Origin of the sequence: Nocardia sp. GTS18 (assembly GCF_013839555.1) — a bacterium.
Taxonomy (GTDB): domain Bacteria; phylum Actinomycetota; class Actinomycetes; order Mycobacteriales; family Mycobacteriaceae; genus Nocardia; species Nocardia rosealba.
The window spans coordinates 47,370-73,520 of the sequence record NZ_JACBIU010000007.1 but is presented as its reverse complement, the minus strand read 5'-3'; the positions used below and the strand labels follow the sequence as shown (position 1 = coordinate 73,520).

Sequence of the window (26,151 nt, the reverse complement as noted above, 5' to 3'; positions counted from 1 at the left end):
TATCACAACGGGTCTTGGACGGCATCCGCGGACTCGAGCAGGATCGGGACGAAACATCAACGGGTAGAGGAGTTCTGATGAGTGTTCCGCAGATCTGGTTGGTCACCGGGGCGAGCAGCGGTTTCGGTCGGGCCATCGCGCAGGCGGCGATCGAGGCGGGCGACATCGTCATCGCCGTCGCCCGGCGCACCGCCGCCCTCGACGATCTGGTCGCCGCGCATCCCGATCAGCTCGAGACCGTCGCCCTCGATGTCACCGACACCGACCGTATCGACACGGTGATCGCCGATGTCGTGGCCCGCCACGGCCGCATCGATGTGCTGGTCAACAATGCGGGCCGCACCCATGTGGGCGCGGTGGAAGAGACCACCGATGCCGAACTGCGCGCCCTGTTCGACCTGCATCTGTTCGGTCCCGCGGCATTGACCAGGGCGGTACTGCCGCACATGCGCTCCCAGCGCAGCGGTGCGATCGTGCAGATGAGCAGTGTCGGTGGGCAACTGTCCTTCGCCGGGTTCTCCGCCTACAGCGCGACGAAATTCGCACTGGAGGGCCTGACGGAAGCGCTGGCCGAGGAAGTGGCGCCTTTCGGGATCAAGGTGCTGATCGTGGAGCCCGGCGCCTTCCGCACGGGCCTGTTCGGGCCGGGCGCGGCCGCCTTCAGCGCCGAGTCCGAGGTGTACGCCGACACCGCGGGCGCCACCCGCCGCATGGTCGAGGGCGGCGACGGCACCCAGCCGGGCGACCCCGCCAAGGCCGCCGCCGCCATCCGCACCGCCCTCGCCGCCGAGCACACCCCGCTGCGACTGCCGTTGGGGTCCGACTCGGTCGACGCGGTGCTGGGCCACCTCGACGCCGTCCGTGACGACGTGCTGACCTGGGAGAAAGTCTCGCGCGACACCACCTTCGACGAGAACTGAAAGACGATGCGCACCAGACTGTTCCGCACTCTCGCTCCGCTGGTCCTGGTCACCGCCGCGCTGCTCGGATCGGCTGCCTGCGGTGACAACACCTCGGCCGCCCCGGTACCGCCGACGACCGCCCAGCAGGTGCCCCAGGACGCGGGGCACGCACGGCTGAACCAACTGGTCGGCGAGTGGACTGCCGAGAAGTCCACGTTCGTCGCGGGCGGCACGCCGGAGAACCCGATCGTCACCCGCGACGCGGTCTCACGGTGGAGCTGGGTCGCCGAGACCGGCGGCAACTTCCTGCGCGAGGAGGTCACCGGGACCTTCGGCGACCGCCCCTACTACCGGCTCGGTCTGCTCGGCTACTCCCCTGTCGACGACCGCTACGAATGGTCGACCTTCGACAGCGTCACCCCGCTGACCATGACCTACCGTGGCGCCAAGGGCAGCGCCAACGCACCGGAGCTGTCGATGACCGGCGAGTTCACCGACCCCGGCATCACCGGACCGGCCAATGTCGGCAAGTCCGTCCCGATGCGCACGGTGATCAGGCTGGAGTCGTCGGATCGGACGGTCATGGAGCTCTACTTCACCCCGCCCGGCGAACCGGAGCGGCTCGCCGACCGCGTCGTACTGACCAGGATCAGCTGACCTCGCCGACAGCGTTCACACGATGGCCGGATCCGCCTGCGGTGCGGGCGGATTCGGCGCCCGGCTCCCCACTGTCCGCAACACGAGATAGATCGGGAACGCGATGGGCGACAACAGGATCGTGCCGACCAGCAGGGGTCCCATGAGCAGCGGGTGGATGGCGCGGTCACGGCTGTCGAGGTAGATCCAGCGGCCGAGGAACAGGTCCCAGGCGAGGATCTGGGCCCACAGCGCGGTCAGGACCGCGGGTTCGGCGGCGGCGGCGGTAATGGCGGCCAGCGACGGCGAGGTCACCAGCGACCACAGGGTCCCCAGGACCGGGATCGCCACGATCGCCCAGATCACCAGGGACGGCGCGACGATCCACGGTGAGGCGATGACCGGGCGGGTGTGCCGCCAGGTCGGCGCGAAGATCATCAGTGCCCAGAACGGCACCGTGACATAGAACGACAGGTCGAACAGCGTGCTCATGCGGTGACCACCTTCCGGTTCCCGATCGCGCTCGCGAACGAAACCAATACTCCGACAACAACTCCCACGGCGATCACCGCGGCGACGACGAGGGTTGTCCGGTCCGGGTGGACGAGTGGCTGCCCACGCAGCGCCTGCCAGGTCACCAGGGCCAGCACCGCGGCGTAACCACCCGAGGCGGTGAGGATCAGGCCGAGCCGCACGCGGGCGTGCCGCAGCAGCGGAATCCGTGGCGCGAGGACCACGAGCCCGGCGGCGAGCAGCGGCAGAATCTGCAACGCGTGCATGCCGACGAAGTGCGGAATGCGCAGGTCACCGTTGGTGGTGCTCCAGCCGGTGATCGGCATACCCGGTGTGCCGTCGGGCGCACCGACGGTGTGCGCACCCGCGATGCCCTCCACCCCCGTTTCCTGCATGGGCATCAGCTGCCCGAGCGCCAGACCGACGAGGGTGATCGCGAGCCCGAGCCGGATCGACCAGGTGACGGCGGCATCGCCGATACGGGCGCGCCACAGACCGACCGCGACGGCCATCGTCGCGAGGAACAGCACGACGATGGTGACGGCCATCGTCACCCAGAGCACCGTGTCGAACACTGTCGTCGTGTTGAAGTGACTGCGGGTACCGCGCACCACCTGCCCGACGATGATCACCTGCTCGATGGTTCCGGCAATCACGATCACCGTGGCCATCCACCACAGGAATCGGGATGGCTTGGGCCGCAACGAGATCAGCCAGGCCAGCGCCACGCTGTAGAGCACGAACGACAGTGCGAACTTGGACGGCTTGAACCAGGCGGTCGATCCGGCGATCACCCGGTCGTCGACCAGCATCCCGACGACGGTCACCACCGCCAGGACCACGTTGACGGCGGCGAAGTACAGCAGCGGCCGATGCAGTGGGGCGTGACGGCGAGGCAAGGACTCTGTGATGGGGGCGGACATGCGAATCTCCCGACGTTCTAGATAGCTACACTATCCGTTATGGATAGTTAGACTATCCACGAATGGGGCGCTAAGCAAGAGGGGGTGAACGAAGGAGGCGACGGTGCGGATCTCTGAGTTGAGCGAACGCAGCGGCATCGCGGTGGCGACGATCAAGTACTACCTGCGTGAAGGGCTGCTGCCGCCCGGCGAACGCACCGGCCCCAACCAGGCCAGTTACGGAGACGAGCATCTGCGCAGGTTGCGCCTGGTGCGCGCGCTGATCGAGGTCGGCGGGCTACCGGTGGCCACGGTCGGTGACGTACTGCGGGCCGTCGACACCCCCGACCTGCCGATGTTCAGCCTGCTGGGCGTGGTGCAGGGCAGCCTCATCTCCCCCGCCCCCGCCGCCTCCGACGCCGAGTGGGAGCGCGCCTACGAGACCGTGCGCAGGGAAATGGATCGGCGGGGATGGTCGATGAAACCGGCCCAGCCGCTGATCGAGGCCCTCAGCGCCGTCCTCGTGCGCGCCGCCCAGCTCGGTTACCCCGAGTGGGGCGAGACCGCGCTGCCCGCCTACTTCGACGGCGCGCGCATCGTCGCCGAAACCGATGTCGCCACGGCACTTTCGGCAGGTGAGCGCGACGCGGTCGTCGACGCGGTCGTCGTCCTGACCGTCCTGGGCGACACCGCCCTCGCCGCCATCCGCCGCATCGCCCAGGCCCAGGTCTCCCTCGAAAGACTGCAGTCCTGACGACGAACGGCCCCGCGAAATCACCGCGGGGCCGTTCAGGTCGATCTCTCAGAGCAGGCGGGACAGGAAGGACTTCGTCCGTTCGTGCTGAGGGTTGGACAGCAGCTCACGCGGCGGTCCCGACTCCACCACTACGCCGCCGTCCATGAACACCAGCTCGTCGGCGACTTCACGGGCGAAGCCCATCTCGTGGGTCACCACCAGCATCGTCATACCCGAATCGGCCAGCTCACGCATGACCGTGAGCACCTCACCGACCAGTTCGGGGTCCAGCGCCGAGGTCGGCTCGTCGAACAGCATCAGTTTGGGATCCATGGCCAGCGCACGCGCGATCGCCACCCGCTGCTGCTGACCACCCGAGAGCTGCGCGGGGTAGGCATTGCGCTTGGCCGACAGACCGACCCGCTCGAGCAGTTCTTCGGCCCGGGCGATCGCCTCGGACTTGCGGATACCACGCACCTGGGTGGGCGCCTCGATGACGTTCTCGAGGGCCGTGCGATGCGGGAACAGGTTGAAGTGCTGGAACACCATGCCGATGTCGCGGCGCTGGACCGCGGCGTCGCGCGGATGCATCTCGTAGAGCTTGCCGTTCTTCTCCCGGTAGCCCACGAGTTCACCGTCGACGTAGAGCCTGCCCGCGTTCACCTGCTCGAGATGGTTGATGCAACGCAGGAAGGTCGACTTACCCGAGCCCGACGGGCCGACCAGGGTGAGCACCTTGCCCCGGTGCACCTCGAGCGAGATGCCCTTGAGCACCTGCAGCGCACCGAAGTTCTTACACACCCGATCGGCGAGCACCATGGGAGGTGCGGTCACTGCTTCGCTCATTTCGCCTTCACCGCCGCCTGCGCAGTGGCCAGTTCCTCGAGCTGCTTGGCCGTCAGCTGCCGGGTGGCACCGCGCGAGTAATACCGTTCCAAGTAGTACTGCCCGACCATCAGCACGCTGGTGATCGCCAGGTACCAGGTGGCACAGACGAGCAGCAGCGGGATCGGCTGGAAGTTCACGCCGTAGATGTCGCGGGCACGGCCGAACAGATCGGTACTCAAGGGGATCGCGGTCACCAGCGAGGTGGTCTTGAGCATGCCGATCAGCTCGTTGCCAGTGGGCGGGATGATCACCCGCATCGCCTGCGGCAGCACCGTGCGGCGCATGGTCTGCGTCCAGGACATGCCGAGGGCGATGGACGCCTCCCGCTGACCCTCGCCGACGGAGTTGATACCCGCGCGCACGATCTCTGCCATGTACGCGGCTTCGTTGAGGCCGAGACCGATCACCGCGAACAGGAACGCGGCCTGCAGGTTCTGCACGTCGATATGGAAGAACTGCGGACCGAACGGCACACCGAGGTCGATCTGCTTGTACAGCGACGGGACCAAGCCCCAGAACACCAACTGCACGAACACCGGGGTGCCGCGGAAGATCCACAGGTACACCCACGCGGTGGTGCGCAGCACCGGGTTCGGCGACAGGCGCATCACCGCGAGGATCGTGCCGAGACCCACCGCGATCGCCATCGCGAGCACGGTGAGTTCCAGGGTGACGATCGCGCCCTGGGTGATCCGGCTGTCGAACAGGTACCTGCCGTAGGTGTCCCACTTGTAAGCGGGGTTGGTGGCAGCGCCGTAGACGAACAATCCGACCAGGATCAGGATGATTGCCGCCGCGATCCAGCGGCCCGGCCTGCGCAGCGGGACCGCTTTGATCGGTTCGGGTTCGGTGCCCGGTCCGGGCACCTCCACCGTGTCTTTCTCGTCGGTCACGTCAGCTCACTGCGCCGTTGATAACCGAGGTCTTGATCTGACCGGATTCGACACCCCAGTTCGTGGTGATCTCGCCGTACTTGCCGTTGTCGATCAGGTGCTGCAGCGCCTTCTGCAGCGACACCGCGAGCGGCGAACCCTTCTGCACGGCCCAGCCGTAGGGCGCCGAGTCGAACAGCGGGCCCGAGGACTCGATCTTGCCTTCGCTCTGCTTGATCGCGTACGCCGTCACCGGGGAATCGGCCGACATCGCGTCGACCTGACCGAGGACGAGCGCGTTGGTCGCCGCGCTCTGCTCGTCGAACGGCTTCATATCGATCGGCGGCTTACCTTCGGCGACGCACTTCGCGCTCTTGGCGGGAATCTCTTCGGTGTGCTCGACCGTGGTGGCCTGAACGGCGACGCGCTTACCGCACGCGTTGTTCGGGTCGATGGTCTTGCCGGTCTGCTGGGCCCACTGGATACCGGCGTTGAAGTAGGTCGTGAAATCGACCTGCTGCTCGCGTTCGCGCGAATCGGTGATCGAGGACATACCCACGTCGTAGGTGCCTGCCTGGATCGCGGGAATGATCTTCTCGAAGGCGGACTCCTGATAATCGACCGTCACCCCGAGGGTGGCGGCGACCGCGTCGAGCAGGTCCACGTCGAAGCCGACGATCTTGCCGCTGGCGTCCTTGTACTCGTTCGGCTGGTACGGCACGTTCACGCCGACGACGATCTTGCCTGCTTGCTTCACCTTGTCGGGCAGCGTCGCGGCGATCGCATCGACCTTCTCGGCCGAGACCTTGGTGACCTCGGTGGTATCGCCCTCGGTGTTTTCCGCGCAGCCGGTCAACACCATCGCGCCCACGGCGGCGGTACAGAGCAACCGCACGGCACCGCGGCCGAGCACAGTTCGAACAGACAAAGGAGCCTCCACATTTCACGTCGACGCCGGCCACGTGTCAGCGCCTGTTTGGCAATGTATGCGAACCGGACACAGCGTGGTGCGACAGTAACCGAAGATTAATCAGCGAATGTGAAAGGGGTGGGTTCACCTCCGGTGCACGCGGGCGGCGACCTGTTCGGTGAATTCGCTGGTCGAGGCGAGACCGCCGAGATCCGCGGTGGCGACTCCGGCGGCGAGCGTGGCCGCGACCGCACCGGAGATCCGGTCCGCCGCCGCATTCAGCGCACGATTTCCGTCGCGAACTCCCAACCAGCGCAACAACATTGCCGCCGACAGTTGCAAGGCCACCGGATTCGCCCGATTGTGCCCGGCCAGACCGGGTGCGGCACCGTGCACCGCCTGCGCCATCGCCTTGGTATCGGAGCAGTTGAGCGAGGGCGCCATGCCGAGCGACCCGCTCAGCTCGCCCGCCAGGTCCGAGAGGATGTCACCGAAGAGGTTCTCGGTGACGATCACGTCGAACTCGCCGGGCGCGCGCACGAGGTGCGCGGCCATCGCGTCGACATGCGCGTCGTCGACCCGCACGTCCGGATACTGCTCGGCAATCTCGTAGCACACGTCACGGAAGAGGCCGGTGGTCATCGGGAGCACGTTCGCCTTGTGCACCACCGTGACCCGCTTGCGCCGTCCCCGCGCCAACCGCAGCGCCTGATGGGCGATCCGTTCGCACGCCTGCCGGGTGACCACGGCCACCGCCATGGCCACGTCCTCGGTCGGCTTGAACTCCCCCGACCCGGCGAACATATTGCGATCGGCATAGAAGCCCTCGCTGTTCTCCCGCACGATCACCAGGTCGATATCGGCTGCCGCCGCACGCACTCCCGGGAAGGCCACGGCGGGACGAATATTCGCGTACAGACCGAGGCGCTTGCGGATGGCACCGCCGGGCGCCACCCGCATGTCGGCCGGGTAGGAGGCGTTGTCGTGCGGGCCGAGGATCCAGGCGTCGAATTCGTCGAGTGCCGTGAGGGTCTGCTCGGGCAGCGGATGACCGAATTCGGCGATGGCGTCGTGGCCGATGCGCAGCGGCACCCAGTCCACCGGGTCGAGCCCGGCCGCGCCGACCGCCTCGTCGACCACCACGCGAGTGGCGGCCACCACCTCGGGTCCGATGCCGTCACCGTCGATCACTCCGAGCCGCACGCTCGCCTTCGCCGTGTTCACGCGCTCCATCCTCGCCCCTGCCGCCACGCCATCGGCACGCGGACATACCGGAGCGACTAGTTTCTGCAGATCATGGTGCAGTCGGTGGAGCTCCTCCTGGACGACGCGGGCGAGGCCGAGGTCCGCAGGCAGTGGGCCGAGCTGGCCCGTCTCGGGCTTGCCGCCCCGCGCGGGGAAACCCATCGACCACACATCACCGTCGCGGTGGCCCGCGAGATCTGGCCGAGGATCGACCGGGCGCTGGCGGGCCTGGAGTTCGCACCGTTGCCGGTCCGCCTGGGCGGACTGCTGATCTTCGGGGCACGCAGGCCGATTCTCGTGCGATCGGTGATCGTCACCGAGGAACTGCTCGACCTGCACCGCCGGGTCGACGAGCTGGTCGACCCGTGCCCCGGTATGCCCGCGAACACGCGGCCGGGCGCGTGGACACCACACGTGACACTCGCCCGCCGCGTGACCACGGAACAGCTCGGTGCGGCGGTGGACGCGGTGGCCACCGACCACGAATTTCCGGCCGTTGTGGTGGGCATTCGCCGTTGGGACGGAGACGCGCGGCAAGAGCATGTGGTAGTCGGTGGAAGATAGAGGGACGCCGAGGCGTTACAGCCGAGGACACCGACAAGGAGAGGACGTCATGGCCACCCAGACGCTGACCCAGCAGAACTTCGACGAAGTCGTCACCGGAAACGACGTGGTACTCGTCGATTTCTGGGCTTCCTGGTGCGGGCCCTGCAAGAGTTTCGCACCGACCTTCGAGGCGTCGTCGGAGAAGCACACCGACGTCGTCCACGGCAAGGTCGACACCGAGGCCGAGCAGGGGCTCGCCGCCGCCGCCAACATTCGGTCGATCCCGACCATCATGGCCTTCCGCGAGGGCGTGCTCGTGTTCGCCCAGCCCGGTGCGCTGCCCGCCGCCGCGCTCGAGGATCTGGTGACCCAGGTCAAGGGTTTGGACATGGACGAGGTGCGCAAGCAGATCGCCGAGCAGCAGAACTCGCCTGCCGAATAGGTCGCCTGCTCGACCGCTGAAATGTCAAGGGCCCGTTCACCTTTCATGAGGTGAACGGGCCCTGCGCGTCGATCTGTCAGTTGGCGAGCAAGTTGACGCCCGCGATCATGGCGCGCACGGTCGACTCGGCGCCGCCGGCGCCCATGGCGGCGGCCCATCCACGCTTGCCGTTGAACTCGCACTGCACGAAGGTGGCGATACCGGCCTCGGTGCGGCGCTGGTGGAAGCGGAGGATCTCGAGGGGGTAGCCCTCGTCGTAGAGCGCCGAGGTCATCGCGGCGACCGGGTTACCGGCGGCGATGACGGTGCGCAGGTGGTTGCAGAGTTCCAGCGTGGCGGTGAAATCCGTTCCGGAACAAGTGAATTCGCCGAGGGTGACCGGTCCGGTGATCCGGATGTAGCGGTCGGCGAAGTCGGCGGGGTCGAGGTCACGGAGCTCGGCGCGCAGGGCCTTGGGCGCGGCGTCGAACATGGCATGGTCCAGTGTGAGCAGTGTCATTGCAGGTGAGGTCTTCCCGAAGATGTCTTCGTTGGCAGAGGGGACCAGCAGTACAAAAGAGAAATCAGCCCGCAGCGAGGGGGCCGGTCCGAATCAGACCCCGCTACGGCGGGTTACTACGAGAAGAATCTGCCGTGTGGCTGCCGGCGCGGTCTGCGCAGCAGCGACCGCGCGGTCGCGGTGAGCGACAAGCGGCGCGGCGAAGCGGTCGGCGGGATTCGGCACGACTACGACAATAGGGGCGTCGTCGCGAAATCGCAACCTTGTTTCCCGCTCGACGTGTCTACTCGTGAGTACCATCACTGCAGCTCAGAGACCACTCACCGGAGGCGGGGTACCGTGAGCGCATGGGTACGGTCTTCGCGATGACGATCCCCGGGCTGGCGATCGGGCTCATCCTGCTCACGCTCTTGGAAGTGGTTGTCAACCGGCTCACCGGCAGCCGGGTGCTGCCCTGGACCCGCAAGCGCCGTGGACCGGCCGTCGCCGCGACGGGCTTCGAGCATCTGGCCGCCATGTTCCAGGGGTCCAAGCATCACGAATTCGAACAGCGGCAGACCACGCTGATGCACCGGGAGAACCCGTCCGACGGCGCGCCGCCACGCGACGAAATAGATCTCGGCCGCAGGTCCGCGCGGTTGATCGCGCGCGAGCGCTGAGCACGGAAGCCGCTTCGCGGCAATAAGATGCCGTCAGGTCGCGGCGCGGGTAGGCAGCGCAGTCACCGACGCCAGCGCGCGAGCCGAGCCGTCCACGTCCATCTGCATCCGCAGACCGTTCGGACGAACGCTCGTACGCAGGACGACCTTGTCTCGGGCCATCACCGGGCCGACATGTTCGATGATCGCCCGGTAGGGCAGTTCGTGGGTGTCCGGGTGGGCGGCGAGGGTTTCCTCGAGAGCTTCCCAGTACACGGCGTTGTTGACATGGCCGAGGCGGTCGACATCGGTGACGCGCAGCGGGAACGGCACCGTCTCCACGTCGGGATCGTCGAGTTCGGTGAGGGCGGCTTTCCAGCGCAACCGGTGCTCGGTGGTACTGGCCAGCATCGGCGCCATGAAGGTGTCGGTCATGCGGGCGGGTCGCCCGGCCACAGGGTCGATATGGATCAGGAACGCGGCCGCCTCGATGTGCCCACCCCGTTCGCCTTTCAGCTGGATCCGCATATCGCACCAGCGGTTCGACAGGGCGTCGGCCCAGCGGCGCAACTGCACCCGGTCGCCGAACACGATCGGCTCGTACACGTCGATGACGGTGCGCCGCACGATCCAGGCCTGGTGGATATCACCGTCTTCGACCGCGTCGAGATGATCGAACCCGATGTCCTGCAGGTACCGGGCGACCGCGTCGAGGCGCAGCCGGTCCTGGTCGTCGGTATCGCCCAGGCGGACCGGCCACGAGCGCGCGAAGGCCTGCGTGATGTCGAGGCAGTCGGGCAGCGGGGTGGGGATGACGTCGACTGGCATGAGCCGATGCTGTCACAGATCGGGGTCACAGTCGGGGGACGACTCGCGAGTCGCGGGTGCTCACAACTGCGCGGGCGGTCCCTGGTGCACCGGCACGACCAGGTCACGTCGTGCGGCCACGGCCGACGCGTCCACGGACCGGCCCGGCATGCTCGGCATGCTCGGCGTCGACCGCATGCCGGGCGCTCACTCTTCGGCGGCCGCCTTGATCCCGTCGACGTGGGCGGTCCACATCTGCCGGGAGTGCTCGGCGTCCGCCTCGGTGGCGTTGTTGTCCTGGCTCATCGACAGGTGTGTCGTCGTGTCGTCGCCGCTTAGCTCGTAGGTGAGCGTGTGGTAGTTCGTGGGAATGTCGGGCTGCCCGCTCAGGGGGCTGTAATGCGTCATCCGCAGCAACCGGCCGGGCTCTGCGGCGAGGATCTCACCGCGGTCCTCGTATGCCCTGCCCTGAAACTCCCCCGTCCAGGTGATCGAACTACCCGGCTGCCAATCGGTGCGCACCTCGGCACCGAACATGAACTTGCGGATCTGCGCTGGGTCGGTCAGCACCTCCCACACCCGCTGTGGAGAGGCGTCGACGTCGGTCCGCACGGTCGCGACGAATCCGGTCATGATGCTCAACTCCTTCGGTCGATCACCACCACCTTAGGACCGCGACCGGCGCGCCGTCTTGGACGAACGCGCCAGGTCGTGGCCGGTGAACTCAGTGTGCGGCGGCGTCCCAGCTGCGCCCAGTGCCTACCGAGACGGTGAGCGGGACCGACAGCTCGATCGCGTTCGCCATCTGTTCGTGCGCGAGGGCTTCCAGCGCTTCGCGCTCACCCTCGGCCACTTCGAAGACGAGTTCGTCGTGGATCTGCAGCAGCATGCGCGAGCGCAGGCCCGCCTCGCGGATCGCGGTGTGGACGTTGATCATGGCGACCTTGATGATGTCGGCGGCGGTGCCCTGGATGGGGGCGTTGAGCGCCATCCGCTCGGCGGCCTCGCGGCGCTGGCGGTTGCTCGAGTCCAGATCGGGCAGGTAGCGGCGACGACCGAACAGGGTCTGGGTGTAGCCGACCTTGCGGGCCGCCTCGACGACCTCCGACAGGTAGTCGCGGATGCCGCCGAAGCGGTCGAAGTAGACCTCCATCTGGTCCTTCGCCTCGGCGGTGCTGATCTTGAGCTGGGCGCTGAGGCCGTAGGAGCTCAGACCGTAGGCAAGGCCGTAGGACATCGCCTTGATGCGGCGGCGCATCTCCGGCGTGACCTCCGACAGCGGGATGTCGAACGCCTTGGACGCGACGAAGGTGTGCAGGTCCTCCCCCGAATTGAACGCCTCGATCAGGCCCGCGTCGCCCGACAGGTGCGCCATGATGCGCATCTCGATCTGGCTGTAGTCGGCGGTCATCAGCTCCGAGTAGCCGGGGCCGACCACGAAGGTGTCGCGGATCATGCGGCCGGTATCGGTGCGGATCGGGATGTTCTGCAGGTTCGGTTCGGTCGAGGACAGGCGACCGGTGGCGGCGATGGTCTGGTTGAACGTGGTGTGCACGCGACCGTCGTCGGCGACCGACTTGAGCAGGCCGTCGACGGTCACCTTGAGCCGGGTCGCGTCGCGGTGGGCGAGCAGGTGTTCGAGGAAGGCGTGGCCGGTCTTCTCGAACAGCGATTCCAGCGCATCGGCGTCGGTGGTGTAACCGGTCTTGGTGCGCTTGGTCTTCGGCATGTCGAGTTCGTCGAACAGCACCACCTGCAGTTGCTTGGGCGAACCGAGGTTGATCTGCTTGCCGATCACGTCGTAGGCGGCGTTGGCGGCCTCGCTGACACGGTCGGCGAACTGCTGCTGCAGATTCTCGAGCTGGGTGACGTCGACGGCGATACCCGCCTGCTCCAGCTCGCCGAGCACGCCGAGCAGCGGCAGCTCCATCTCCTCGAGCAGGGCGGTGGATTCGATCTTGGCCAGTTCCTCGTCCAAGGCGACGGCCAGGTCGGCGACCGCGCGGGCGCGCAGCATTTCCTCGCGGGCGATGCCCTCCGCGACGCTGTCCTCGTCGTCGAGCAGCGACAGCTGGGTCTGCTCGCCGGTCTCGGCGCGCAGTTCGCGCTTGAGATAGCGCAGCGACAGGTCGTCGAGGTTGAAGCTGCGCTGGCCCGGACGGACCAGGTAGGCGGCCAGCGCGGTATCGGTGGTGAGCCCGGCCAGGGTGAAACCGCGCCCGCGCAGGGCGTGGCCTGCCGACTTCGCCTCGTGCAGCGCCTTGGCGACCGCCGGGTCGGCGAGCCAGGCCGCCAGCGCCGTCTCGTCCTCGGGCGTGAGCACGGTCAGGTCGATGTAGCCGCCCTCGCCGTCGGCCGCGGCGATCGCGAGCGCCCGGGCTTCACCGTGCACCGGCGTACCCGTGCCGACGATCGAAAGCCCGTGGCGCGCACCCGCTTTCGCATGCTCTGCCAGCCAGTCCGCGACCGCGCCCTGGTCGAGTGCGCCGCCGCTGATCTCGAAACCCGACTCGGCTTCGGGCTCGGGCGAACCGAGGGTGTCGAACAGCCGATCGCGCAGCACCCGGAATTCCAGGTCGTCGAAGAGCTGATGGATCTTCTCCCGGTCCCAGGGCGCCTTGATGAGCTGGTCCGGGGTGTAGGCCAGCGGTACCTCACGCACCATTTCGGTGAGCTGGCGGTTGAGGACCACACTCGACAGGTTCGCGCGCAGCGCGTCGCCTACCTTGCCCTTCACCTGGTCGACCCGCTCGACCAGCGTGGCGAGGTCGCCGTACTCGCGGATCCACTTCGCCGCCGTCTTCTCCCCCACCCCCGGAATGCCGGGCAGGTTGTCGCTCGGGTCGCCGCGCAGCGCCGCGTAGTCCGGGTACTGGGCGGGAGTGAGTCCGTATTTCGTCTCCACCTCGGCCGGGGTGAACCGCGTGAGATCCGAGACGCCCTTCTTCGGGTAGAGCACCGTGACATCGTCGTTGACCAGCTGGATCGCGTCCCGGTCACCGGTGACGATCAGCACCCGATACCCCTGCGCCTGCGCCTGGGTGGTGAGCGTGGCGATCACATCGTCGGCCTCGTACCCGTCGATCGCCATCACCGGGATGCCCATGGCCCCGAGCACGTCTTTGGTGAGCTCGACCTGCCCGCGGAACTCGTCGGGAGTAGCGCTGCGATTCGCCTTGTACTCCGGGTACGCCTCGGTCCGGAACGTCTTGCGCGACACATCGAAGGCCGCCGCCACATGCGTCGGCTGTTCGTCGCGCAGCAGGTTGATGAGCATCGACGTGAACCCGTACACCGCGTTCGTCGTCTGCCCCGTGACGGTCTTGAAGTTCTCCGCCGGTAGCGCGAAAAACGCACGATAGGCAATGGAATGCCCATCGAGCAGCAGCAGCGTCGGCCGCTCGCCCTCCGCGGCAGTGGTCGTAGTCGATGCCTGAGCAGTCGTCGGTGAACTCACCCGCATGAGTGTAGGGACACCCACCGACACCGCGGCTATTGGTGCGCGGGCGTGCTCGGAAAAAAAGGCCGGGCACGCTGTGGCAGCGTGCCCGGCCTCCTCAGTACCCGATCAATCCACGCCCAAATACGCGGACATCACCGCCGAGTCGGTCAGCAGATCGGCACCGGCACCGGTCTTGGTCACCTCACCGGTTTCCAGGATGTAGGCCCGGTCGCTGCGCGTCAGCGCCTGCTGGGCGTTCTGCTCGACCAGCAGCACGGTCGTGCCCTGCCGGTTGATCTCACTGATGATCCGGAAGATCTGCTGGATCACCATCGGCGCCAGACCCATCGACGGCTCGTCGAGCAGCAGCAACTTGGGCCGTGCCATCAGCGCGCGCCCGATGGCCAGCATCTGCTGCTCACCACCGGAGAGGGTGCCACCCACCTGCTTGCGGCGCTCGGCCAGCCGTGGGAACAGCTCGAACACCCACTCGAGCGTCTTCTGATACTCCGCCTTGTCGTCGAAAGGCCTGCCGTAGCAACCCATATCGAGGTTCTCCAGCACCGTCATGCCGGGGAAGACGCCGCGACCCTCGGGTGCCTGGATGAGCCCCTCGACCACCCGGTCGTGGGCCTTCATCGTGGTGATGTCCTTGCCCTCGAACAGGATCCGCCCCGAGGTGAGCGGCAGCAGACCCGACAGCGCCCGCATGGTCGTGGTCTTGCCCGCGCCGTTGGCGCCGAGCAATGTGACCAGCTCGCCCGGCGCGACCGACAGCGAAATACCGTGCAGCGCTTCGATCCGGCCGTAGTGCACCACCATGTCGCGCACTTCGAGCAGCGGTGTCTGTGCGGCCGGCTCGGCGGGTTCGTCCTTCTCGAGCACCGTGGTACTCGCCACGGTCGCCCCCGCCGCCGGAGTCGCGCCCTCCGCCGCGGCGGCATCGGCTCCCTCCCGCACCTCGGCCACCGTATCCGCGTCGGGCACACCGAGGTAGGCCGCGATCACCGCCGGATCCTCGCGCACCTGGGTCGGCAGCCCGTCGGCGATCTTGCGGCCGAACTCGAGCACCACGATGCGGTCGGTCACGCCCATCACCAGCCGCATGTCGTGCTCGATGAGCAGCACCGTGTACCCGTCGTCGCGGATCTTGCGGATCAGGTCCATCAGCGCCGACTTCTCGCTGGGGTTGAACCCGGCGGCCGGCTCGTCCAGGCACAGCAATTTCGGCTCGGTGGCCAGCGCTCGCGCGATCTCGAGCCTGCGCTGGTCGCCGTAGGACAGGTTGCGCGCCTTCTCCACCGCACGCGGTGCGATGCCGACGAATTCGAGCAGGGCCATGCCGCGCTCGATGGCGTCGCGTTCCTCGCGCCGGTGCTTGGCGGTGCGGAACACCGCGCCGGGCACCGAGGTGGTGTGGCGCGCGTCCGTGCCGACGACGACGTTCTCGAGTGCCGTCATCTCCCCGAACAGCCGCACGTTCTGGAAGGTGCGCGCGATCCCGAGCCGGGTGATCTCGTTGCGCTTGGTCTTGCCCAGCGGTTTGCCGTCGAAGTGCACGCTGCCCGCCGCCGGCTTGTACACACCGGTGATGGCGTTGAAGCAGGTGGTCTTGCCCGCGCCGTTGGGGCCGATTAGCCCGAGGATCTCGCCGCGGCGGATCTCGAAACTCACCCCGTCCAGAGCCGTCAGGCCACCGAACTTCACCGTCAGCCCGTCGGTGCGCAGCAGCGGCTCACCGACGGCGGTCTCGATCGCGCGGTGCGGTGCGACGGCGTCGGCCACGGCCTCGGCGTCGCCCAGTTCCGGCATCACCGCGGTCACGTCGACCTCGCCCGCGGGCTCGACCTCCGGTGCCGCTTTGTAGCCGGCGGCCATGTCCTCGTTGTCGTACAGCGCGTCGCCCGCGCCCGGCCCGGTCATCGCCTTGCTCCGATCAGTTCGGCCGGCTTGCGCACGGCCTGGTACACCTGTCTGCCGTAGGTGAGCAGTTTCTGCCGCACCGGGAACAGGCCCTGCGGTCGCAGAATCATCATCACCACCAGCGCGATGCCGAAGTAGAGGTACTTCAGGTCACCGAGGGACTGCGCGCCGCCCTGGCGGTGCAGCAGCACACTGCCGAGCAACAGCAGCCCGAGGATCACCGCGATCACCGCGCCGGTGGTCACCGCGCGCGTGGCCCACACCCCCAGCGTGTTGCCTCGCCACCGCCACAGCAGCCACAGCCCGACCAGGACCGCGACATCGACCGCGAGCAGCAGATAACCGGTCGATTCGTTGGAAACCAACTGCACCGATTGCAGCCGAACCGGCAGGTAGGCGATGAGGAACGCGCCGACGATCACGCCGAGCTTGTTGCCCGATCCGCCGAGCACCACCGCGCACAGGAACAGCATCGACAAGATGATGTCGAACTGCTTGGGGTTGACGTAGGTGACCTGACCGGCGTACATCGCGCCCGACAGGCCGCCGACCGACGCACCGATCACGAACGCCCACAGCTTGAACTTGAACGTCGGCACGCCCATGATCTCGGCGGCGTCCTCGTCTTCGCGGATCGCGACCCAGGAGCGGCCGACCCGGCTGCGCTCGAGGTTGCCGATCACCAGCAGCACGACCACGACCAGCGCCAGGCCGAGCCAGAACCACCAGGCGCCGTTGCTCGCCCTGGTGAACGGATTCCAGCTGTCGGGGTCGCCGAGGTTGCCCGGGGAGAAGAATCCGCCCGGTTCGGTCTCGGACTCGCCGACCTCCGGATAGGAGATCTTGGACAACCCGAGGCTGCCGTTGGTGAGATCGCCGAGGTTGTCGGCCATCAGGCGCACGATCTCACCGAAGCCGAGCGTCACGATGGCCAGGTAGTCACCGCGCAACCGCAGGGTCGGCGCGCCGAGGATCAGGCCGGCCACCGCGGTGAGCGCCACCGCGAGAGGCAGGCACGCCACCCAGGCCCAGCCGGGTTCGAGCCAACCACCATCGGTCTGGTTCCACGGACTGTTCGGGCTGGTCAGCAGGCCGACGGTGTAGGCGCCGACGGCGTAGAAGCCGACGTAACCGAGGTCGAGCAGACCGGCCTGGCCGACCACCACGTTCAGGCCGATCGCGATCAGCGCGTACATGGCGAACTGCGCCATCACACCCGCGAAACTCGCGCCCGGCGTGTCGAGCAACGGCGGCGGGAACAACGGAAGCAGCGCGAGCACGGCGATCACCGGGATGCCGACCGCCCACTGGCCGGGCCGCGAGAGCCCGTCCCACCAGCTGCGGATCGCGTCGCCGATGCCACGCTTGTCCTGTTGCGCCACTGCGGTTTTCGTCGTGTCGGTCATGCGCGTGCCCTCCCCAGACTCTCGCCGAGGATGCCGGTGGGCCGGAACATCAGCACGGTCACCAGCAGCACGAACGCGACCACGTCACGCCATTCGGTGCCGAACAGGATCTGCCCGTACTGCTCGGCGACGCCGAGGATCAACCCGCCGAGCAGTGCGCCGCGCAGGTTGCCGATGCCACCGAGTACCGCGGCGCTGAAAGCCTTGATACCGAGAATGAATCCGCCGGAGAAGATGATGCCGGTGGGAATGTAGAGCGTGTACAGCATGGCGGCCGCACCGGCCAGCAGACCGCCGATGAGGAAGGTCAGCATGATGACCCGCTCCCGCGAGACGCCCATCAGGGTCGCGGTGTCGGGGTCCTGGGCCACCGCGCGGATGCCACGGCCGAACTTGGTCCGGTTGATGACGACCTCGGTGATGATCGCGAGCACGATCGCCGCCGCGAAGATCACCAGCGCCACATTGGTCACCTGCGCGCCGAGGAAGGTGAACTGCACCTTCGGCTCGACCAGCCGGATGCCGGTCTGGGCGTTGGAACCGCCGAGACCCGGCTTGATCTTGGGCAGGATGTAGTGCACGAATTCCTGGATCACGAACGACATACCGATCGCGGTGATGAGGAAGGCGAGTGGTTTGGCGCCGCGCCTGCGCAGTGGCCGATAGGCGACGCGTTCCAGGCCGACGGCGGCGATGCCCGAGACCAGCATGCCGAACAGCATCGCCAGGCCGAGATAGGTGATCGTCAGGACGACACCCTGGGAATACACATTGCCGCTCGGGGCGAAGCCGAGCAGCTCCAACCCCACGTACGTACCGAACATACCGAGCATGAAGATCTCGGAGTGGGCGAAGTTGATCAGTCGCAGCACGCCGTAGACCAGCGTATAGCCGACGGCGACCAGCGCGTAGATCGAGCCGTAGGTGAGACCGTCGACCGTCAGTTTCCAGAACTGGTCGATCACCCCGGACACATTGAAATCGATGGACCCCTCGGCCAGCAGGGTCACACCGAGCGATGCGGCTGATGTCATGGTTACTCTCGCGTCAGGCGAGCGGTGCGCGTGGCAACAGCTGCCACGCGCACCGCAACACGCTCAGATGGGACTACTTGACCTCGTACATCCAGATCTGGATGTTGGCCAATTCGCCGGTCTCGCCCCACTTGTACTCACGGGCCACACCGGTGCCGGTGTAGGTCCGCACGTACTCGACCAGGTCGGCGCGGGTCACCTTGCCGGAGTCGATGCCCTTGAGCAGGATCGTGGCCAGGTCGTAGCCTTCGACGGAGTAGACGCCGGGTGCCTGTCCGTTGAACGCGGTGTACTCGGCGGCGAACTTCTCCGGCGCCGGGCTGCACGGGCACGACAGCAACGCGTCCTTGGACGACGAACCGGCCTGGCGCACGAACTCGGGATCGTTGCTGCCGTCGGCCGAGACGAAGGTCGCGGTCACGCCACCGGAACGCAGCTGCTGCACGAACGGCGCGGCCTCGGCGTAGTACCCGGCGTAGAAGATGGCGTCGGGCTTGGCCGCCGACAGCTTGGAGACCGTCGCCGAGAAGTCCTTGTCGCCTTCCTTGACGCTGGCCGCGCAGGAGGGATCGGCGGCGCCGCCGGCCGCGGTGAGGAAGGCCTGCGCGAGACCGGCACCGTAGTCGGTGTTGTCCTGCACGACGCAGATCTTCTTGAAGCCCTTCTCCTTGGTGAGGTAGTTCGCCACGGCCGGGCCCTGCGAGTTGTCGTTGCCCAGGCCGCGGAAGAAGGTCTTCCAACCGTTCTGGGTCAGCGTCGGGTTGGTGGCCGAGGCCGTCAGCGTCGGCATGCCCGCCTCGCTGAGGATCTGGCCGGTCGCCTTGGTCTCACCGGAGAAGGTCGGGCCGATCAGGCCGACGATGCTGGGATCGGCGACGATGGTCGGGATCTTCTGGCTGGCGTTCTGCGGCTTGCCCTCGGTGTCGAATTCCTTGACCGAGACCTGGCAATCCGGGTTCGCCTTGTTGTGCTTGTCCAGGGCGAGTTTGACGCCCATGGTGATGTTGATGCCGAGCGCGGCGTTGCCACCGGTCAGCGGTCCGGCCATCGCGATGCTCGTCGGCGCGCACTTGGCCTTGCCGTCACCGGCCGGATCGGCGGCCGCGCCGGCGTCGGTCTGGGCGACGGCCTTGCCCTCGGTATCGAGCTGCACGACGGGCTGGATGGAGAGGTCGGTGTTGCCGCCACCGCCGCCGTCGGACGACTTGTCACTACATCCGGACAACACCAACGACGCGGCAGCTCCGATTACCAGAACTCCTCGCGTCGAACGACTGCGCCATGTCGAACTGAGCACGTCTCACCTCTATGTCCTGTGCACCCCGGGGTCACCGAGGGGGCCGACCCACGTTCGACCCGGTGAGAACATATCGCCGCTTTGTTAGATCCGCATCACATTCGCATCATGTCGGATGCTTCGTGTGCGGTCATAGTTCACGTTATTGTTTCGCTTACGTAAAGTTTTTCCGGTTTCCTGGGCGCGCACCGGAGCTTTACGGTTCGGCGTCACTGCGGGGTGAGGTTCTCCAGCACGACTTCGGCCACCGCCTTCATGGTGGTGCGCCGATCCATCGCCGTGCGCTGAATCCATTTGAACGCCTGGGGTTCGGTCAAACCCTGGGTCTGCATGAGCACGCCCTTGGCACGCTCGACCAGTTTGCGGGTCTCGAGCCGATCGGACAGATTCGCGACTTCTGTTTCCAGCGCGGAGATTTCGTGAAAACGGCTCGCCGCGAGTTCGATCGCGGGCACCAGATCCGACTTGGTGAACGGCTTCACCAGATACGCCATCGCGCCGGCGTCACGGGCCCGCTCGACCAGGTCACGCTGACTGAACGCGGTCAGGATCACCACGGGCGCAACACGTTTCGTCGCGATCTCGGCGGCGGCATCGATGCCGTCGCGGCGCGGCATCTTCACGTCCATGATCACCAGATCGGGGCGCAGCTGCTCGGCCAGTTCGACGGCCTGCTGACCGTCGCCGGCCTCGCCGACGACGTCGTAGCCCTCTTCTTTGAGCATTTCCACGAGGTCCATGCGGATGAGGGCCTCGTCCTCGGCCACGACAACGCGCTTGGCCACCACGTCACCCGCGGCGCCAGCGCCTGCTGCATTCGTGCTCATAGGTTCGACCCCTCTGGATTCCGACTGCCGATGTCGAGAGTACCTATCGCGTCCACTTCCGAATGCGTGGAGCTGCCGGAACCGCGGGTGACACGTGTGCGAGGTCATCGCGTGCCCCGCGACAGATACTCCCCCGCGGAGCGCGGCCGATGCCGCGCTACCGCCGTTGGTGCCGAGTGTGGGACTCGAACCCACACGTCCTTTCGGACAACGGTTTTTGAGACCGTCGCGTCTGCCAGTTCCGCCAACCCGGCGCACCGCGGTCACTATAGCGTCCCGGCACGCCCGGAAGCGAACCGGGCCTTGCCCGCCGTCGGACCCCGGCGCGCCGAGCGGGTCGGCGACATCGACCGGCCGATCGGAATTTATTTCCGAACCGAATTATCGTGGTCCGGAACCAGTGATGATCGACACATCCGGAACGAAGGTTTACCACTCCGATCACACGGGTATCTCGGTCACACACAACGGATTTCGCGTCGCGATGAATGTACGGAATTCAACCGAAAGGTGAATAAATAGCAGCACGCCTGTGATGGTTACAATTCTGGCCTACTGCACGACAATGACCGGGATTACGGTATCGGTATGCACGTGCTGTTCGTCTGCAACTCCAATGTCTGCCGGTCGGTGATCGCCGAACGGCTCACCCGGGCATTCGCGGCGCACAACGGACTGCCAGGCCTCACCGCCGAAAGCGCGGGAACCCGTGCCCTCGTCGGCTTTCCGGCCGAACCGCTCGCGGCGGAGACGATCGCCGGGCTCGGTGGCGACACCACCGGATTCAAGGCCCGCAAACTCAAGCCCGAAATGGTCGATCGCGCCGATCTGGTGCTCACCATGACCGAGGCATTACGCGACCAGGTGGCCGAACTGGCCTTCGGCGCCGCACCGCGCACGTTCACCCTCATCGAGGCGCACCGCATCGCCAAGGTCACCGGCGCGAAATCCATTGCCGCACTGCATCGCGCCCGCAACGACCTCGCCTATGTGGGCCGGGAGAACATCGCCGACCCGATCGGACTGTCCGCCGAGGCATTCGTCGAGGTCGGTGACCGCATCGCCGAGGTGCTCTTCCCGTTGCTGAGCGCGCTCGCACCGCACGAGCAGACCAAACTCAGCGAGGACGAACGGCCGGGACTGGTGATCGAGCCCGGCGGTGCACGCCCGCTCGCGGCCTTCCTCGCCGCGCAACGCAGGAGATGAAGGTCTGTTCGCGAGAGCGGACACCGATTACACTTCGGCGCGGACGTGGAAGTTCCCCATGCTGGTTCGACACACGACAGGACTCGGACATGCCGAAACGCATTTCGGATGTTTCTCTCCATGTGTACGTGACACCGGACGTCCTCGACCGCATCGTCGGCGACATCCGAGGCGTCCTCGCCGACCACATCCAGGACCGCGACGTATTCGCCTGGCGCTTCACCCTCCCGGTCGACGCCACCGACACCGTCCACCAGGACCTCGAAAACCAGTGGCGCGCAACCCATCCCGGCCACCAGCCGGAGACCGAGGCGACCTTCGAGATCGCGCTGAGCCTGGTCGGTGAACCCACCGACCTCAGCGACGACGACATCGCCGACCTGGAATCCGGGCTGGCGCTCGCCGTGTACGGCGCGGATCAGACGGTGCCGTTCACGCTGCGCGCTCATCAGCGCAGCGACGTCGAGTTCGAACCCGACGTCGGGCGCCTCTGAATAACTGCCTCAGCGCGCCGGGAAGTGGCGGATGACGCCCTCTTGCACCGTGGTGGCGAGCAATTCGCCACTGCGCGAATAGAACCGGCCCGTCGCCAGCCCACGCGAACCCGCCGCCACCGGCGACTCGGTGGCGTACAGCGACCAGTCGTCGAACCGGAACGGGCGATGGAACCAGATCGAATGATTCACCGTCGCCGCGAGAATCCGGTCCAGCCCCCACGACAAACCGTGCGTGGTGATTATCGAATCGAGCACCGTGGTGTCCGACGAATAGCCGAGTGCCGCCACATGCAGCAGCGGATCGTCGGGCAGCGTGCCGTCGGTGCGCATCCACACCCGGTTGTGGTTGAGCTTGGCGCCGGTGCCCTTGAGGATCCATGCCGGATCGTTGGTGTAGCGCATATCGATCGGGTGCGGGGCGTTGATGAACATCTCGAGCTTGTCCTCGAACCCCGCGAAATGCTCCTCGATCCGGGGTAACGACTCCGGATCGGGCACCACGGGCGCGTCGTGGGCGTGCTCGAGGCCCTTGCCCCAGTCCTGGAACGCGGCGAGCATGACGAACAGCTCCTGGCCGTCCTGGCTCGCGGTCACCGTCCGGTTGGCCAGCGCGCGCCCGTCGCGATGCCGCTGCACGTGGTACTCGATCGGCTTCTTCACGTCGCCGCCGCGCACGAAATGCGCGTTGATCGCGTGCAGCGGGCGATCACCCGCGGTACGGCCCGCGGCGACGATCGCCTGGGAGACGAGCTGACCACCGAAGGTGCGGCTCCACACCTTCTCCGGGTGGTTGCCCAGGTAGACGTCCTCGCTGATCTGCTCCAGGTCGAGTAGATCGAGCAGCACCCGCAGGTCGGATGTCGGCTCGCCGGGCCCGATGTCGATCATCTCGTCTACCGAACTACTCACTGCTAATGGTCCTCTTCGCCGATGCGGTGCACGTGGATCAGGTTGGTGGAACCGACGGTACCCGGCGGGGAGCCGGCCACGATGACGACCAGGTCGCCCTTGCGGTACCGATCCAGCGACAACAACGCCTGATCCACCTGGTGGATCATCGCATCCGTGCTGTCGACCATGGGCACGATGAAAGTTTCGGTGCCCCAGGTGAGCGTCAGCTGACTGCGCACCTCCGGCAGCGGGGTGAACGCGAGCAGCGGCAGCGGGGTATGCAGGCGGGCCAGGCGGCGCACGGTGTCACCGGACTGGGTGAACGCGACGAGGGCGCGGGCGTTGAGCCGCTCGCCGATGTCGCGCGCCGCGTAGGAGATCACGCCGCGCTTGGTGCGCGGCACGTGGGTCAGCGGTGGCACCCGCGACGTCTCGGACTCCACGGCGGTGACGATGCGGGCCATGGTGCGCACCGCGTCGATCGGCCAGGCGCCGACCGAGGTCTCCCCCGACAGCATCACCGCGTCGGCACCGTCGAGCACCGCGTTCGCGACGTCGGAGGCCTCCGCGCGGGTGGGGCGGGAGTTCTCGATCATCGATTCGAGCATCTGGGTGGCGACGATGACCGGCTTGGCGTTCTCGCGCGCCATCTGGATCGCGCGCTTCTGCACCAGCGGCACCTGCTCGAGCGGCAACTCGACACCGAGATCGCCACGCGCGACCATCACCGCGTCGAAGGCGAGCACGATGGCCTCGAGGTTCTCGATCGCCTCCGGCTTCTCCAGCTTGGCGATCACCGGCACCCGGCGCCCGACCCGGTCCATGATCTCGTGCACGAGTTCGATATCGGACGGCGAGCGCACGAACGACAGGGCGATGAAGTCCACGCCGAGCTTCAGCGCGAACTCGAGGTCCTCCACGTCCTTGCCCGACAGCGCGGGCACCGACACGTTCATGCCGGGCAGCGACAGGCCCTTGTTGTTGCTCACCGGGCCGCCCTCGGTGACCCGGCAGACGACATCGTTGCCCTCGATGGCCTCGACCGTCAGACCGACCTTGCCGTCGTCCACCAGCAGGCGGTCACCTGCCTTGGCGTCCTGGGCGAGTTCCTTGTAGGTGGTGGAGACGCGGTCGTGGGAGCCGTCGACATCGTCGACGGTCACGCGCACCTGCTCGCCGGTGGCCCAGTGGGTCTTGCCCTCGGTGAAGCGGCCGAGGCGGATCTTGGGGCCCTGCAGGTCGGCGAGGATGCCGACCGCGCGACCGGTCTCGTCGGAGGCCGCGCGGACCATCTTGTAGTTGTCGGCGTGGTCGGCGTGCTCGCCGTGGCTGAAGTTCAGCCGGGCTACATCCATGCCGCTTTCGACGAGCTCACGAATTCGGTCCTGGGAGGCAGTCGCCGGTCCTAGGGTGCACACAATCTTCGTCCGTCGCATCACAGTGCCCAGCCTAGTACTCGGGGAGCGCCGAGTCTTTTCGCCTGCCGTGTCACACCCCGAGTTCCCTTCGTGTTCACCGAAAGAGCTCGCTACCGAACGGCAACGTGGCGCGAGAGCCGGGTCTCGAGGCGGGTTTGGCCGAAGCCGAGGACCAGGCAGATGGCCCAGTAGTAGAGCGCCGCGACGCCGTAGAGGGCGAAGAAGTCGAAGGTGGGGGCGGCGGCGAGCTGGGCGGTGCGCAGCAGTTCGGTGACCAGGATGGTCGAGGCCAGTGAGGTGTCCTTCACCAAAGAGATCAGGGTGTTGGACAGCGGGGGAACCGCGATCCGGGCAGCCTGCGGAAACACGACGTACCACAGGGTTTGCACGTACGTCATGCCGAGCGATTCGGACGCCTCCCACTGACCGTGGGCCACGCTCATGATCGAGGAGCGAACCACCTCGGCGGCATAACCGCCCACATTGAGACTGAACGCGATCACCGCCGCCGGGAACGGATCGATCACGACCCCGAACTGCGGCAGCGCGTAGAACACGATGAACAGCTGAACCAGCAGCGGGGTGCCGCGAATGATCGAGATGTAGAAGCGGGCGGGCCACGACAGCACCCGCCGCGCCGACATCCTGGCCAGCGCGACACCCACCGCGATGGCCAGGCCGATGACGAAGCTGATCGCGGTGAGTGGCAACGTCATCGTGACCGTCGCCTCGAGCATCGGCCACAGGTTGCGCCGGATCAGCTCCCAGGTCGCCTGGTCCATCCGCTACTTGCTGACGTCGGTGCCGAAGTACTTCTCCGACAGGCGGGCCAGGGTGCCGTCGGCGGCGAGCTCGGCGAGCGCCCGGTCGACATCGGCGACCAGCGCGGCGTCGTCCTTGCGGCCGGCGAAGGCCTGCTTGCTGACCTCGCCGGTCTTGGCGGCGATCTTGATACCGGTGTCAGCGGTCTTCTTGGTGTACTCGCCCACCGCGAGAGTGTCGTTCACGGTGGCGTCGACGCGACCCGCCTTCAGCAGCTGCACCGCCTGCACGAAGCCCTCGACCGCCTCGACCTTCGCACCCGCGTCCTTGGCGACCTGGCTCCAGTTGCTGGTGGCCGACTGCGCGGTGGTCTTGCCCGCGAGCGAGGCCAGGCCGGTGATGTCGGTGTTGTCGGCGCGGGTGACGATCACGCCCTCGGAAGTGGTGTAGGGCTGCGACAGCGAGTACTTCGCGGTGCGCTCGGGGTTGATCGTCACCTGGTTGGCGACCAGGTCGAAGCGCTTGGATTCCAGTCCGGCGAAGATCGAGTCCCACGGTGTCTGCACGAATTCGACCCGCTTGCCGAGCTTCTCGCCGACCGCGCGGGCGACCTCGACGTCGTATCCGGTGAGCTCGCCGTTCTCCTGGTAGCTGAACGGCGCGTAGGTGCCCTCGGTGCCCACCTTCAGCACATTCGGGTCGGACGCGGACGAGCAGGCCGACAGACCCGTCGCCGCGACGACGGCGAGTACGACGGCGGCAAGAACTTTGCGCACGGACATCCCTTTCTCCGCTGCGCGCATAGGGCACGCGCAGGCCAAGCGACGCTACGGCGCCGCGCACGACCGACACAGAGTATCGCTCATCGTGATCGGAATGGGGGCGGGGAAACACGACGGGTGCCCTGCCGAG

The 26,151-nt window shown here is 67.0% G+C and carries 27 protein-coding genes, 1 tRNA gene and 1 pseudogene; 8 read left to right on the top strand and 21 right to left on the bottom strand.

Going from position 1 to position 26,151, the window contains the following annotated elements; translation table 11 throughout:
* Positions 1 to 77: 77 nt before the first annotated feature.
* Both HYG95_RS09885 and HYG95_RS09880 read left to right on the top strand, forming a co-directional pair.
* Complete coding sequence (locus HYG95_RS09885; RefSeq protein WP_181697684.1) at positions 78 to 920, top strand: oxidoreductase; 843 nt, start codon at positions 78 to 80, stop codon at positions 918 to 920.
* Between the two features lie 6 nt (positions 921 to 926).
* A complete protein-coding gene (locus HYG95_RS09880) occupies positions 927 to 1,559 on the top strand; it encodes a DUF1579 family protein (protein WP_181697683.1) in 633 nt (210 codons plus the stop codon).
* A gap of 15 nt (positions 1,560 to 1,574) precedes the next feature.
* On the opposite strand, the gene HYG95_RS09875 is transcribed toward HYG95_RS09880, so the two are convergent.
* Both HYG95_RS09875 and HYG95_RS09870 read right to left on the bottom strand, forming a co-directional pair.
* Positions 1,575 to 2,030, bottom strand: coding sequence for an ABA4-like family protein (locus HYG95_RS09875; protein ID WP_181697682.1), 456 nt, complete (start codon positions 2,028 to 2,030; stop codon positions 1,575 to 1,577).
* Positions 2,027 to 2,974, bottom strand: coding sequence for a hypothetical protein (locus HYG95_RS09870; protein ID WP_181697681.1), 948 nt, complete (start codon positions 2,972 to 2,974; stop codon positions 2,027 to 2,029). Before HYG95_RS09870 ends, HYG95_RS09875 begins: the two co-directional genes overlap by 4 nt.
* 103 nt (positions 2,975 to 3,077) lie before the next feature.
* On the opposite strand from HYG95_RS09870, the gene HYG95_RS09865 reads away from it, so the two are divergent.
* Positions 3,078 to 3,707 (top strand): MerR family transcriptional regulator, encoded by a 630-nt coding sequence (locus HYG95_RS09865; RefSeq protein WP_181697680.1) that lies wholly within the window; start codon positions 3,078 to 3,080, stop codon positions 3,705 to 3,707.
* Between the two features lie 48 nt (positions 3,708 to 3,755).
* Here HYG95_RS09865 and HYG95_RS09860 read toward each other — a convergent pair whose 3' ends face one another.
* The 4 genes from HYG95_RS09860 to HYG95_RS09845 form a co-directional block, all read right to left on the bottom strand.
* Positions 3,756 to 4,508, bottom strand: a complete 753-nt coding sequence (locus HYG95_RS09860) for an amino acid ABC transporter ATP-binding protein (RefSeq protein WP_133734253.1) — start codon at positions 4,506 to 4,508, stop codon at positions 3,756 to 3,758.
* 23 nt (positions 4,509 to 4,531) lie between these two features.
* Positions 4,532 to 5,470, bottom strand: a complete 939-nt coding sequence (locus HYG95_RS09855) for an amino acid ABC transporter permease (RefSeq protein WP_181697679.1) — start codon at positions 5,468 to 5,470, stop codon at positions 4,532 to 4,534.
* 1 nt (position 5,471) lies between these two features.
* Positions 5,472 to 6,311, bottom strand: a complete 840-nt coding sequence (locus HYG95_RS09850; protein WP_225282573.1) for an ABC transporter substrate-binding protein — start codon at positions 6,309 to 6,311, stop codon at positions 5,472 to 5,474.
* A gap of 192 nt (positions 6,312 to 6,503) precedes the next feature.
* The gene (locus tag HYG95_RS09845) at positions 6,504 to 7,592 is read right to left on the bottom strand and encodes an isocitrate/isopropylmalate dehydrogenase family protein (RefSeq protein ID WP_181697678.1); all 1,089 of its coding nucleotides are present in this window, start codon (positions 7,590 to 7,592) and stop codon (positions 6,504 to 6,506) included.
* A 75-nt stretch (positions 7,593 to 7,667) separates the two neighbouring features.
* On the opposite strand from HYG95_RS09845, the gene HYG95_RS09840 reads away from it, so the two are divergent.
* Positions 7,668 to 8,168: a 2'-5' RNA ligase family protein gene (locus HYG95_RS09840; protein ID WP_370465740.1), complete on the top strand. Its 501-nt coding sequence runs from the start codon at positions 7,668 to 7,670 to the stop codon at positions 8,166 to 8,168.
* A 49-nt stretch (positions 8,169 to 8,217) separates the two neighbouring features.
* Entirely contained in the window at positions 8,218 to 8,592 is a 375-nt protein-coding gene (gene trxA, locus HYG95_RS09835; RefSeq protein WP_181697676.1) for a thioredoxin, read from the top strand.
* A gap of 76 nt (positions 8,593 to 8,668) precedes the next feature.
* Here the strand turns inward: trxA and HYG95_RS09830 are convergent, their stop codons facing one another.
* The gene (locus tag HYG95_RS09830; RefSeq protein WP_181697675.1) at positions 8,669 to 9,091 is read right to left on the bottom strand and encodes a 2-keto-3-deoxygluconate kinase; all 423 of its coding nucleotides are present in this window, start codon (positions 9,089 to 9,091) and stop codon (positions 8,669 to 8,671) included.
* Positions 9,092 to 9,438: 347 nt separating this feature from the next.
* Here HYG95_RS09830 and HYG95_RS09825 point away from each other — a divergent pair, with 347 nt between their 5' ends.
* Entirely contained in the window at positions 9,439 to 9,750 is a 312-nt protein-coding gene (locus HYG95_RS09825) for a DUF6191 domain-containing protein (protein ID WP_181697674.1), read from the top strand.
* Positions 9,751 to 9,783: 33 nt separating this feature from the next.
* Here HYG95_RS09825 and HYG95_RS09820 read toward each other — a convergent pair whose 3' ends face one another.
* The 10 genes and pseudogenes from HYG95_RS09820 to HYG95_RS09780 all read right to left on the bottom strand — a co-directional run bounded on the left by HYG95_RS09820 (position 9,784) and on the right by HYG95_RS09780 (position 20,719).
* On the bottom strand, positions 9,784 to 10,557 hold the full coding sequence (locus HYG95_RS09820; protein WP_181697673.1) for an acyl-[acyl-carrier-protein] thioesterase: 774 nt from the start codon (positions 10,555 to 10,557) through the stop codon (positions 9,784 to 9,786).
* A gap of 186 nt (positions 10,558 to 10,743) precedes the next feature.
* A complete protein-coding gene (locus tag HYG95_RS09815) occupies positions 10,744 to 11,169 on the bottom strand; it encodes an SRPBCC domain-containing protein (RefSeq protein ID WP_181697672.1) in 426 nt (141 codons plus the stop codon).
* A 91-nt stretch (positions 11,170 to 11,260) separates the two neighbouring features.
* Positions 11,261 to 13,999 carry a DNA polymerase I gene (gene polA / locus HYG95_RS09810; RefSeq protein ID WP_181697784.1) on the bottom strand — a complete coding sequence of 913 codons (2,739 nt, stop codon included), beginning with the start codon at positions 13,997 to 13,999 and terminating at the stop codon, positions 11,261 to 11,263.
* A 105-nt stretch (positions 14,000 to 14,104) separates the two neighbouring features.
* A complete protein-coding gene (locus HYG95_RS24780; protein WP_225282571.1) occupies positions 14,105 to 14,800 on the bottom strand; it encodes an ABC transporter ATP-binding protein in 696 nt (231 codons plus the stop codon).
* 150 nt (positions 14,801 to 14,950) lie between these two features.
* Positions 14,951 to 15,901 (bottom strand): annotated as a pseudogene (locus tag HYG95_RS24775) (ABC transporter ATP-binding protein); the annotation flags it as partial.
* A complete protein-coding gene (locus HYG95_RS09800) occupies positions 15,898 to 17,307 on the bottom strand; it encodes a branched-chain amino acid ABC transporter permease (protein WP_181697670.1) in 1,410 nt (469 codons plus the stop codon). The pseudogene HYG95_RS24775 and the gene HYG95_RS09800, both read right to left, overlap by 4 nt.
* Positions 17,304 to 18,341 carry a branched-chain amino acid ABC transporter permease gene (locus HYG95_RS09795; RefSeq protein WP_067498077.1) on the bottom strand — a complete coding sequence of 346 codons (1,038 nt, stop codon included), beginning with the start codon at positions 18,339 to 18,341 and terminating at the stop codon, positions 17,304 to 17,306. The genes HYG95_RS09800 and HYG95_RS09795 overlap by 4 nt, the downstream gene beginning before the upstream one ends.
* 73 nt (positions 18,342 to 18,414) lie before the next feature.
* Positions 18,415 to 19,572 carry a branched-chain amino acid ABC transporter substrate-binding protein gene (locus HYG95_RS09790; protein ID WP_225282507.1) on the bottom strand — a complete coding sequence of 386 codons (1,158 nt, stop codon included), beginning with the start codon at positions 19,570 to 19,572 and terminating at the stop codon, positions 18,415 to 18,417.
* Positions 19,573 to 19,847: 275 nt separating this feature from the next.
* Positions 19,848 to 20,465: an ANTAR domain-containing response regulator gene (locus HYG95_RS09785; protein WP_067498083.1), complete on the bottom strand. Its 618-nt coding sequence runs from the start codon at positions 20,463 to 20,465 to the stop codon at positions 19,848 to 19,850.
* Between the two features lie 167 nt (positions 20,466 to 20,632).
* Positions 20,633 to 20,719, bottom strand: a tRNA-Leu gene (locus HYG95_RS09780).
* Between the two features lie 334 nt (positions 20,720 to 21,053).
* On the opposite strand from HYG95_RS09780, the gene HYG95_RS09775 reads away from it, so the two are divergent.
* Both HYG95_RS09775 and HYG95_RS09770 read left to right on the top strand, forming a co-directional pair.
* The gene (locus tag HYG95_RS09775; protein ID WP_067498086.1) at positions 21,054 to 21,671 is read left to right on the top strand and encodes a protein tyrosine phosphatase; all 618 of its coding nucleotides are present in this window, start codon (positions 21,054 to 21,056) and stop codon (positions 21,669 to 21,671) included.
* Positions 21,672 to 21,760: 89 nt separating this feature from the next.
* On the top strand, positions 21,761 to 22,165 hold the full coding sequence (locus tag HYG95_RS09770) for a hypothetical protein (protein WP_181697669.1): 405 nt from the start codon (positions 21,761 to 21,763) through the stop codon (positions 22,163 to 22,165).
* A gap of 9 nt (positions 22,166 to 22,174) precedes the next feature.
* On the opposite strand, the gene HYG95_RS09765 is transcribed toward HYG95_RS09770, so the two are convergent.
* The 4 genes from HYG95_RS09765 to HYG95_RS09750 form a co-directional block, all read right to left on the bottom strand.
* Positions 22,175 to 23,056, bottom strand: coding sequence for an acyl-CoA thioesterase II (locus HYG95_RS09765; protein ID WP_181697782.1), 882 nt, complete (start codon positions 23,054 to 23,056; stop codon positions 22,175 to 22,177).
* A gap of 23 nt (positions 23,057 to 23,079) precedes the next feature.
* Positions 23,080 to 24,498: a pyruvate kinase gene (gene pyk, locus HYG95_RS09760; protein WP_181697668.1), complete on the bottom strand. Its 1,419-nt coding sequence runs from the start codon at positions 24,496 to 24,498 to the stop codon at positions 23,080 to 23,082.
* Between the two features lie 89 nt (positions 24,499 to 24,587).
* Positions 24,588 to 25,259 (bottom strand): amino acid ABC transporter permease, encoded by a 672-nt coding sequence (locus tag HYG95_RS09755; protein ID WP_181697667.1) that lies wholly within the window; start codon positions 25,257 to 25,259, stop codon positions 24,588 to 24,590.
* A gap of 3 nt (positions 25,260 to 25,262) precedes the next feature.
* Positions 25,263 to 26,021 (bottom strand): amino acid ABC transporter substrate-binding protein, encoded by a 759-nt coding sequence (locus tag HYG95_RS09750; RefSeq protein WP_220139262.1) that lies wholly within the window; start codon positions 26,019 to 26,021, stop codon positions 25,263 to 25,265.
* Between the last annotated feature and the right edge of the window lie 130 nt (positions 26,022 to 26,151).

Coding starts and splice junctions, on each gene's coding strand:
- HYG95_RS09885 (WP_181697684.1), top strand. CDS start 78: ATGAGTGTTCCGCAGATCTGGTTGGTCACCGGGGCGAGCAGCGGTTTC.
- HYG95_RS09880 (WP_181697683.1), top strand. CDS start 927: ATGCGCACCAGACTGTTCCGCACTCTCGCTCCGCTGGTCCTGGTCACC.
- HYG95_RS09875 (WP_181697682.1), bottom strand. CDS start 2,030: ATGAGCACGCTGTTCGACCTGTCGTTCTATGTCACGGTGCCGTTCTGG.
- HYG95_RS09870 (WP_181697681.1), bottom strand. CDS start 2,974: ATGTCCGCCCCCATCACAGAGTCCTTGCCTCGCCGTCACGCCCCACTG.
- HYG95_RS09860 (WP_133734253.1), bottom strand. CDS start 4,508: ATGGTGCTCGCCGATCGGGTGTGTAAGAACTTCGGTGCGCTGCAGGTG.
- HYG95_RS09850 (WP_225282573.1), bottom strand. CDS start 6,311: ATGGTGTTGACCGGCTGCGCGGAAAACACCGAGGGCGATACCACCGAG.
- HYG95_RS09845 (WP_181697678.1), bottom strand. CDS start 7,592: ATGGAGCGCGTGAACACGGCGAAGGCGAGCGTGCGGCTCGGAGTGATC.
- trxA (WP_181697676.1), top strand. CDS start 8,218: ATGGCCACCCAGACGCTGACCCAGCAGAACTTCGACGAAGTCGTCACC.
- HYG95_RS09830 (WP_181697675.1), bottom strand. CDS start 9,091: ATGACACTGCTCACACTGGACCATGCCATGTTCGACGCCGCGCCCAAG.
- HYG95_RS09825 (WP_181697674.1), top strand. CDS start 9,439: ATGGGTACGGTCTTCGCGATGACGATCCCCGGGCTGGCGATCGGGCTC.
- HYG95_RS09820 (WP_181697673.1), bottom strand. CDS start 10,557: ATGCCAGTCGACGTCATCCCCACCCCGCTGCCCGACTGCCTCGACATC.
- HYG95_RS09815 (WP_181697672.1), bottom strand. CDS start 11,169: ATGACCGGATTCGTCGCGACCGTGCGGACCGACGTCGACGCCTCTCCA.
- polA (WP_181697784.1), bottom strand. CDS start 13,999: ATGCGGGTGAGTTCACCGACGACTGCTCAGGCATCGACTACGACCACT.
- HYG95_RS24780 (WP_225282571.1), bottom strand. CDS start 14,800: ATGGTGGTGCACTACGGCCGGATCGAAGCGCTGCACGGTATTTCGCTG.
- HYG95_RS09800 (WP_181697670.1), bottom strand. CDS start 17,307: ATGACCGACACGACGAAAACCGCAGTGGCGCAACAGGACAAGCGTGGC.
- HYG95_RS09795 (WP_067498077.1), bottom strand. CDS start 18,341: ATGACATCAGCCGCATCGCTCGGTGTGACCCTGCTGGCCGAGGGGTCC.
- HYG95_RS09785 (WP_067498083.1), bottom strand. CDS start 20,465: ATGAGCACGAATGCAGCAGGCGCTGGCGCCGCGGGTGACGTGGTGGCC.
- HYG95_RS09775 (WP_067498086.1), top strand. CDS start 21,054: ATGCACGTGCTGTTCGTCTGCAACTCCAATGTCTGCCGGTCGGTGATC.
- HYG95_RS09770 (WP_181697669.1), top strand. CDS start 21,761: ATGCCGAAACGCATTTCGGATGTTTCTCTCCATGTGTACGTGACACCG.
- HYG95_RS09765 (WP_181697782.1), bottom strand. CDS start 23,056: ATGATCGACATCGGGCCCGGCGAGCCGACATCCGACCTGCGGGTGCTG.
- HYG95_RS09755 (WP_181697667.1), bottom strand. CDS start 25,259: ATGGACCAGGCGACCTGGGAGCTGATCCGGCGCAACCTGTGGCCGATG.
- HYG95_RS09750 (WP_220139262.1), bottom strand. CDS start 26,021: ATGTCCGTGCGCAAAGTTCTTGCCGCCGTCGTACTCGCCGTCGTCGCG.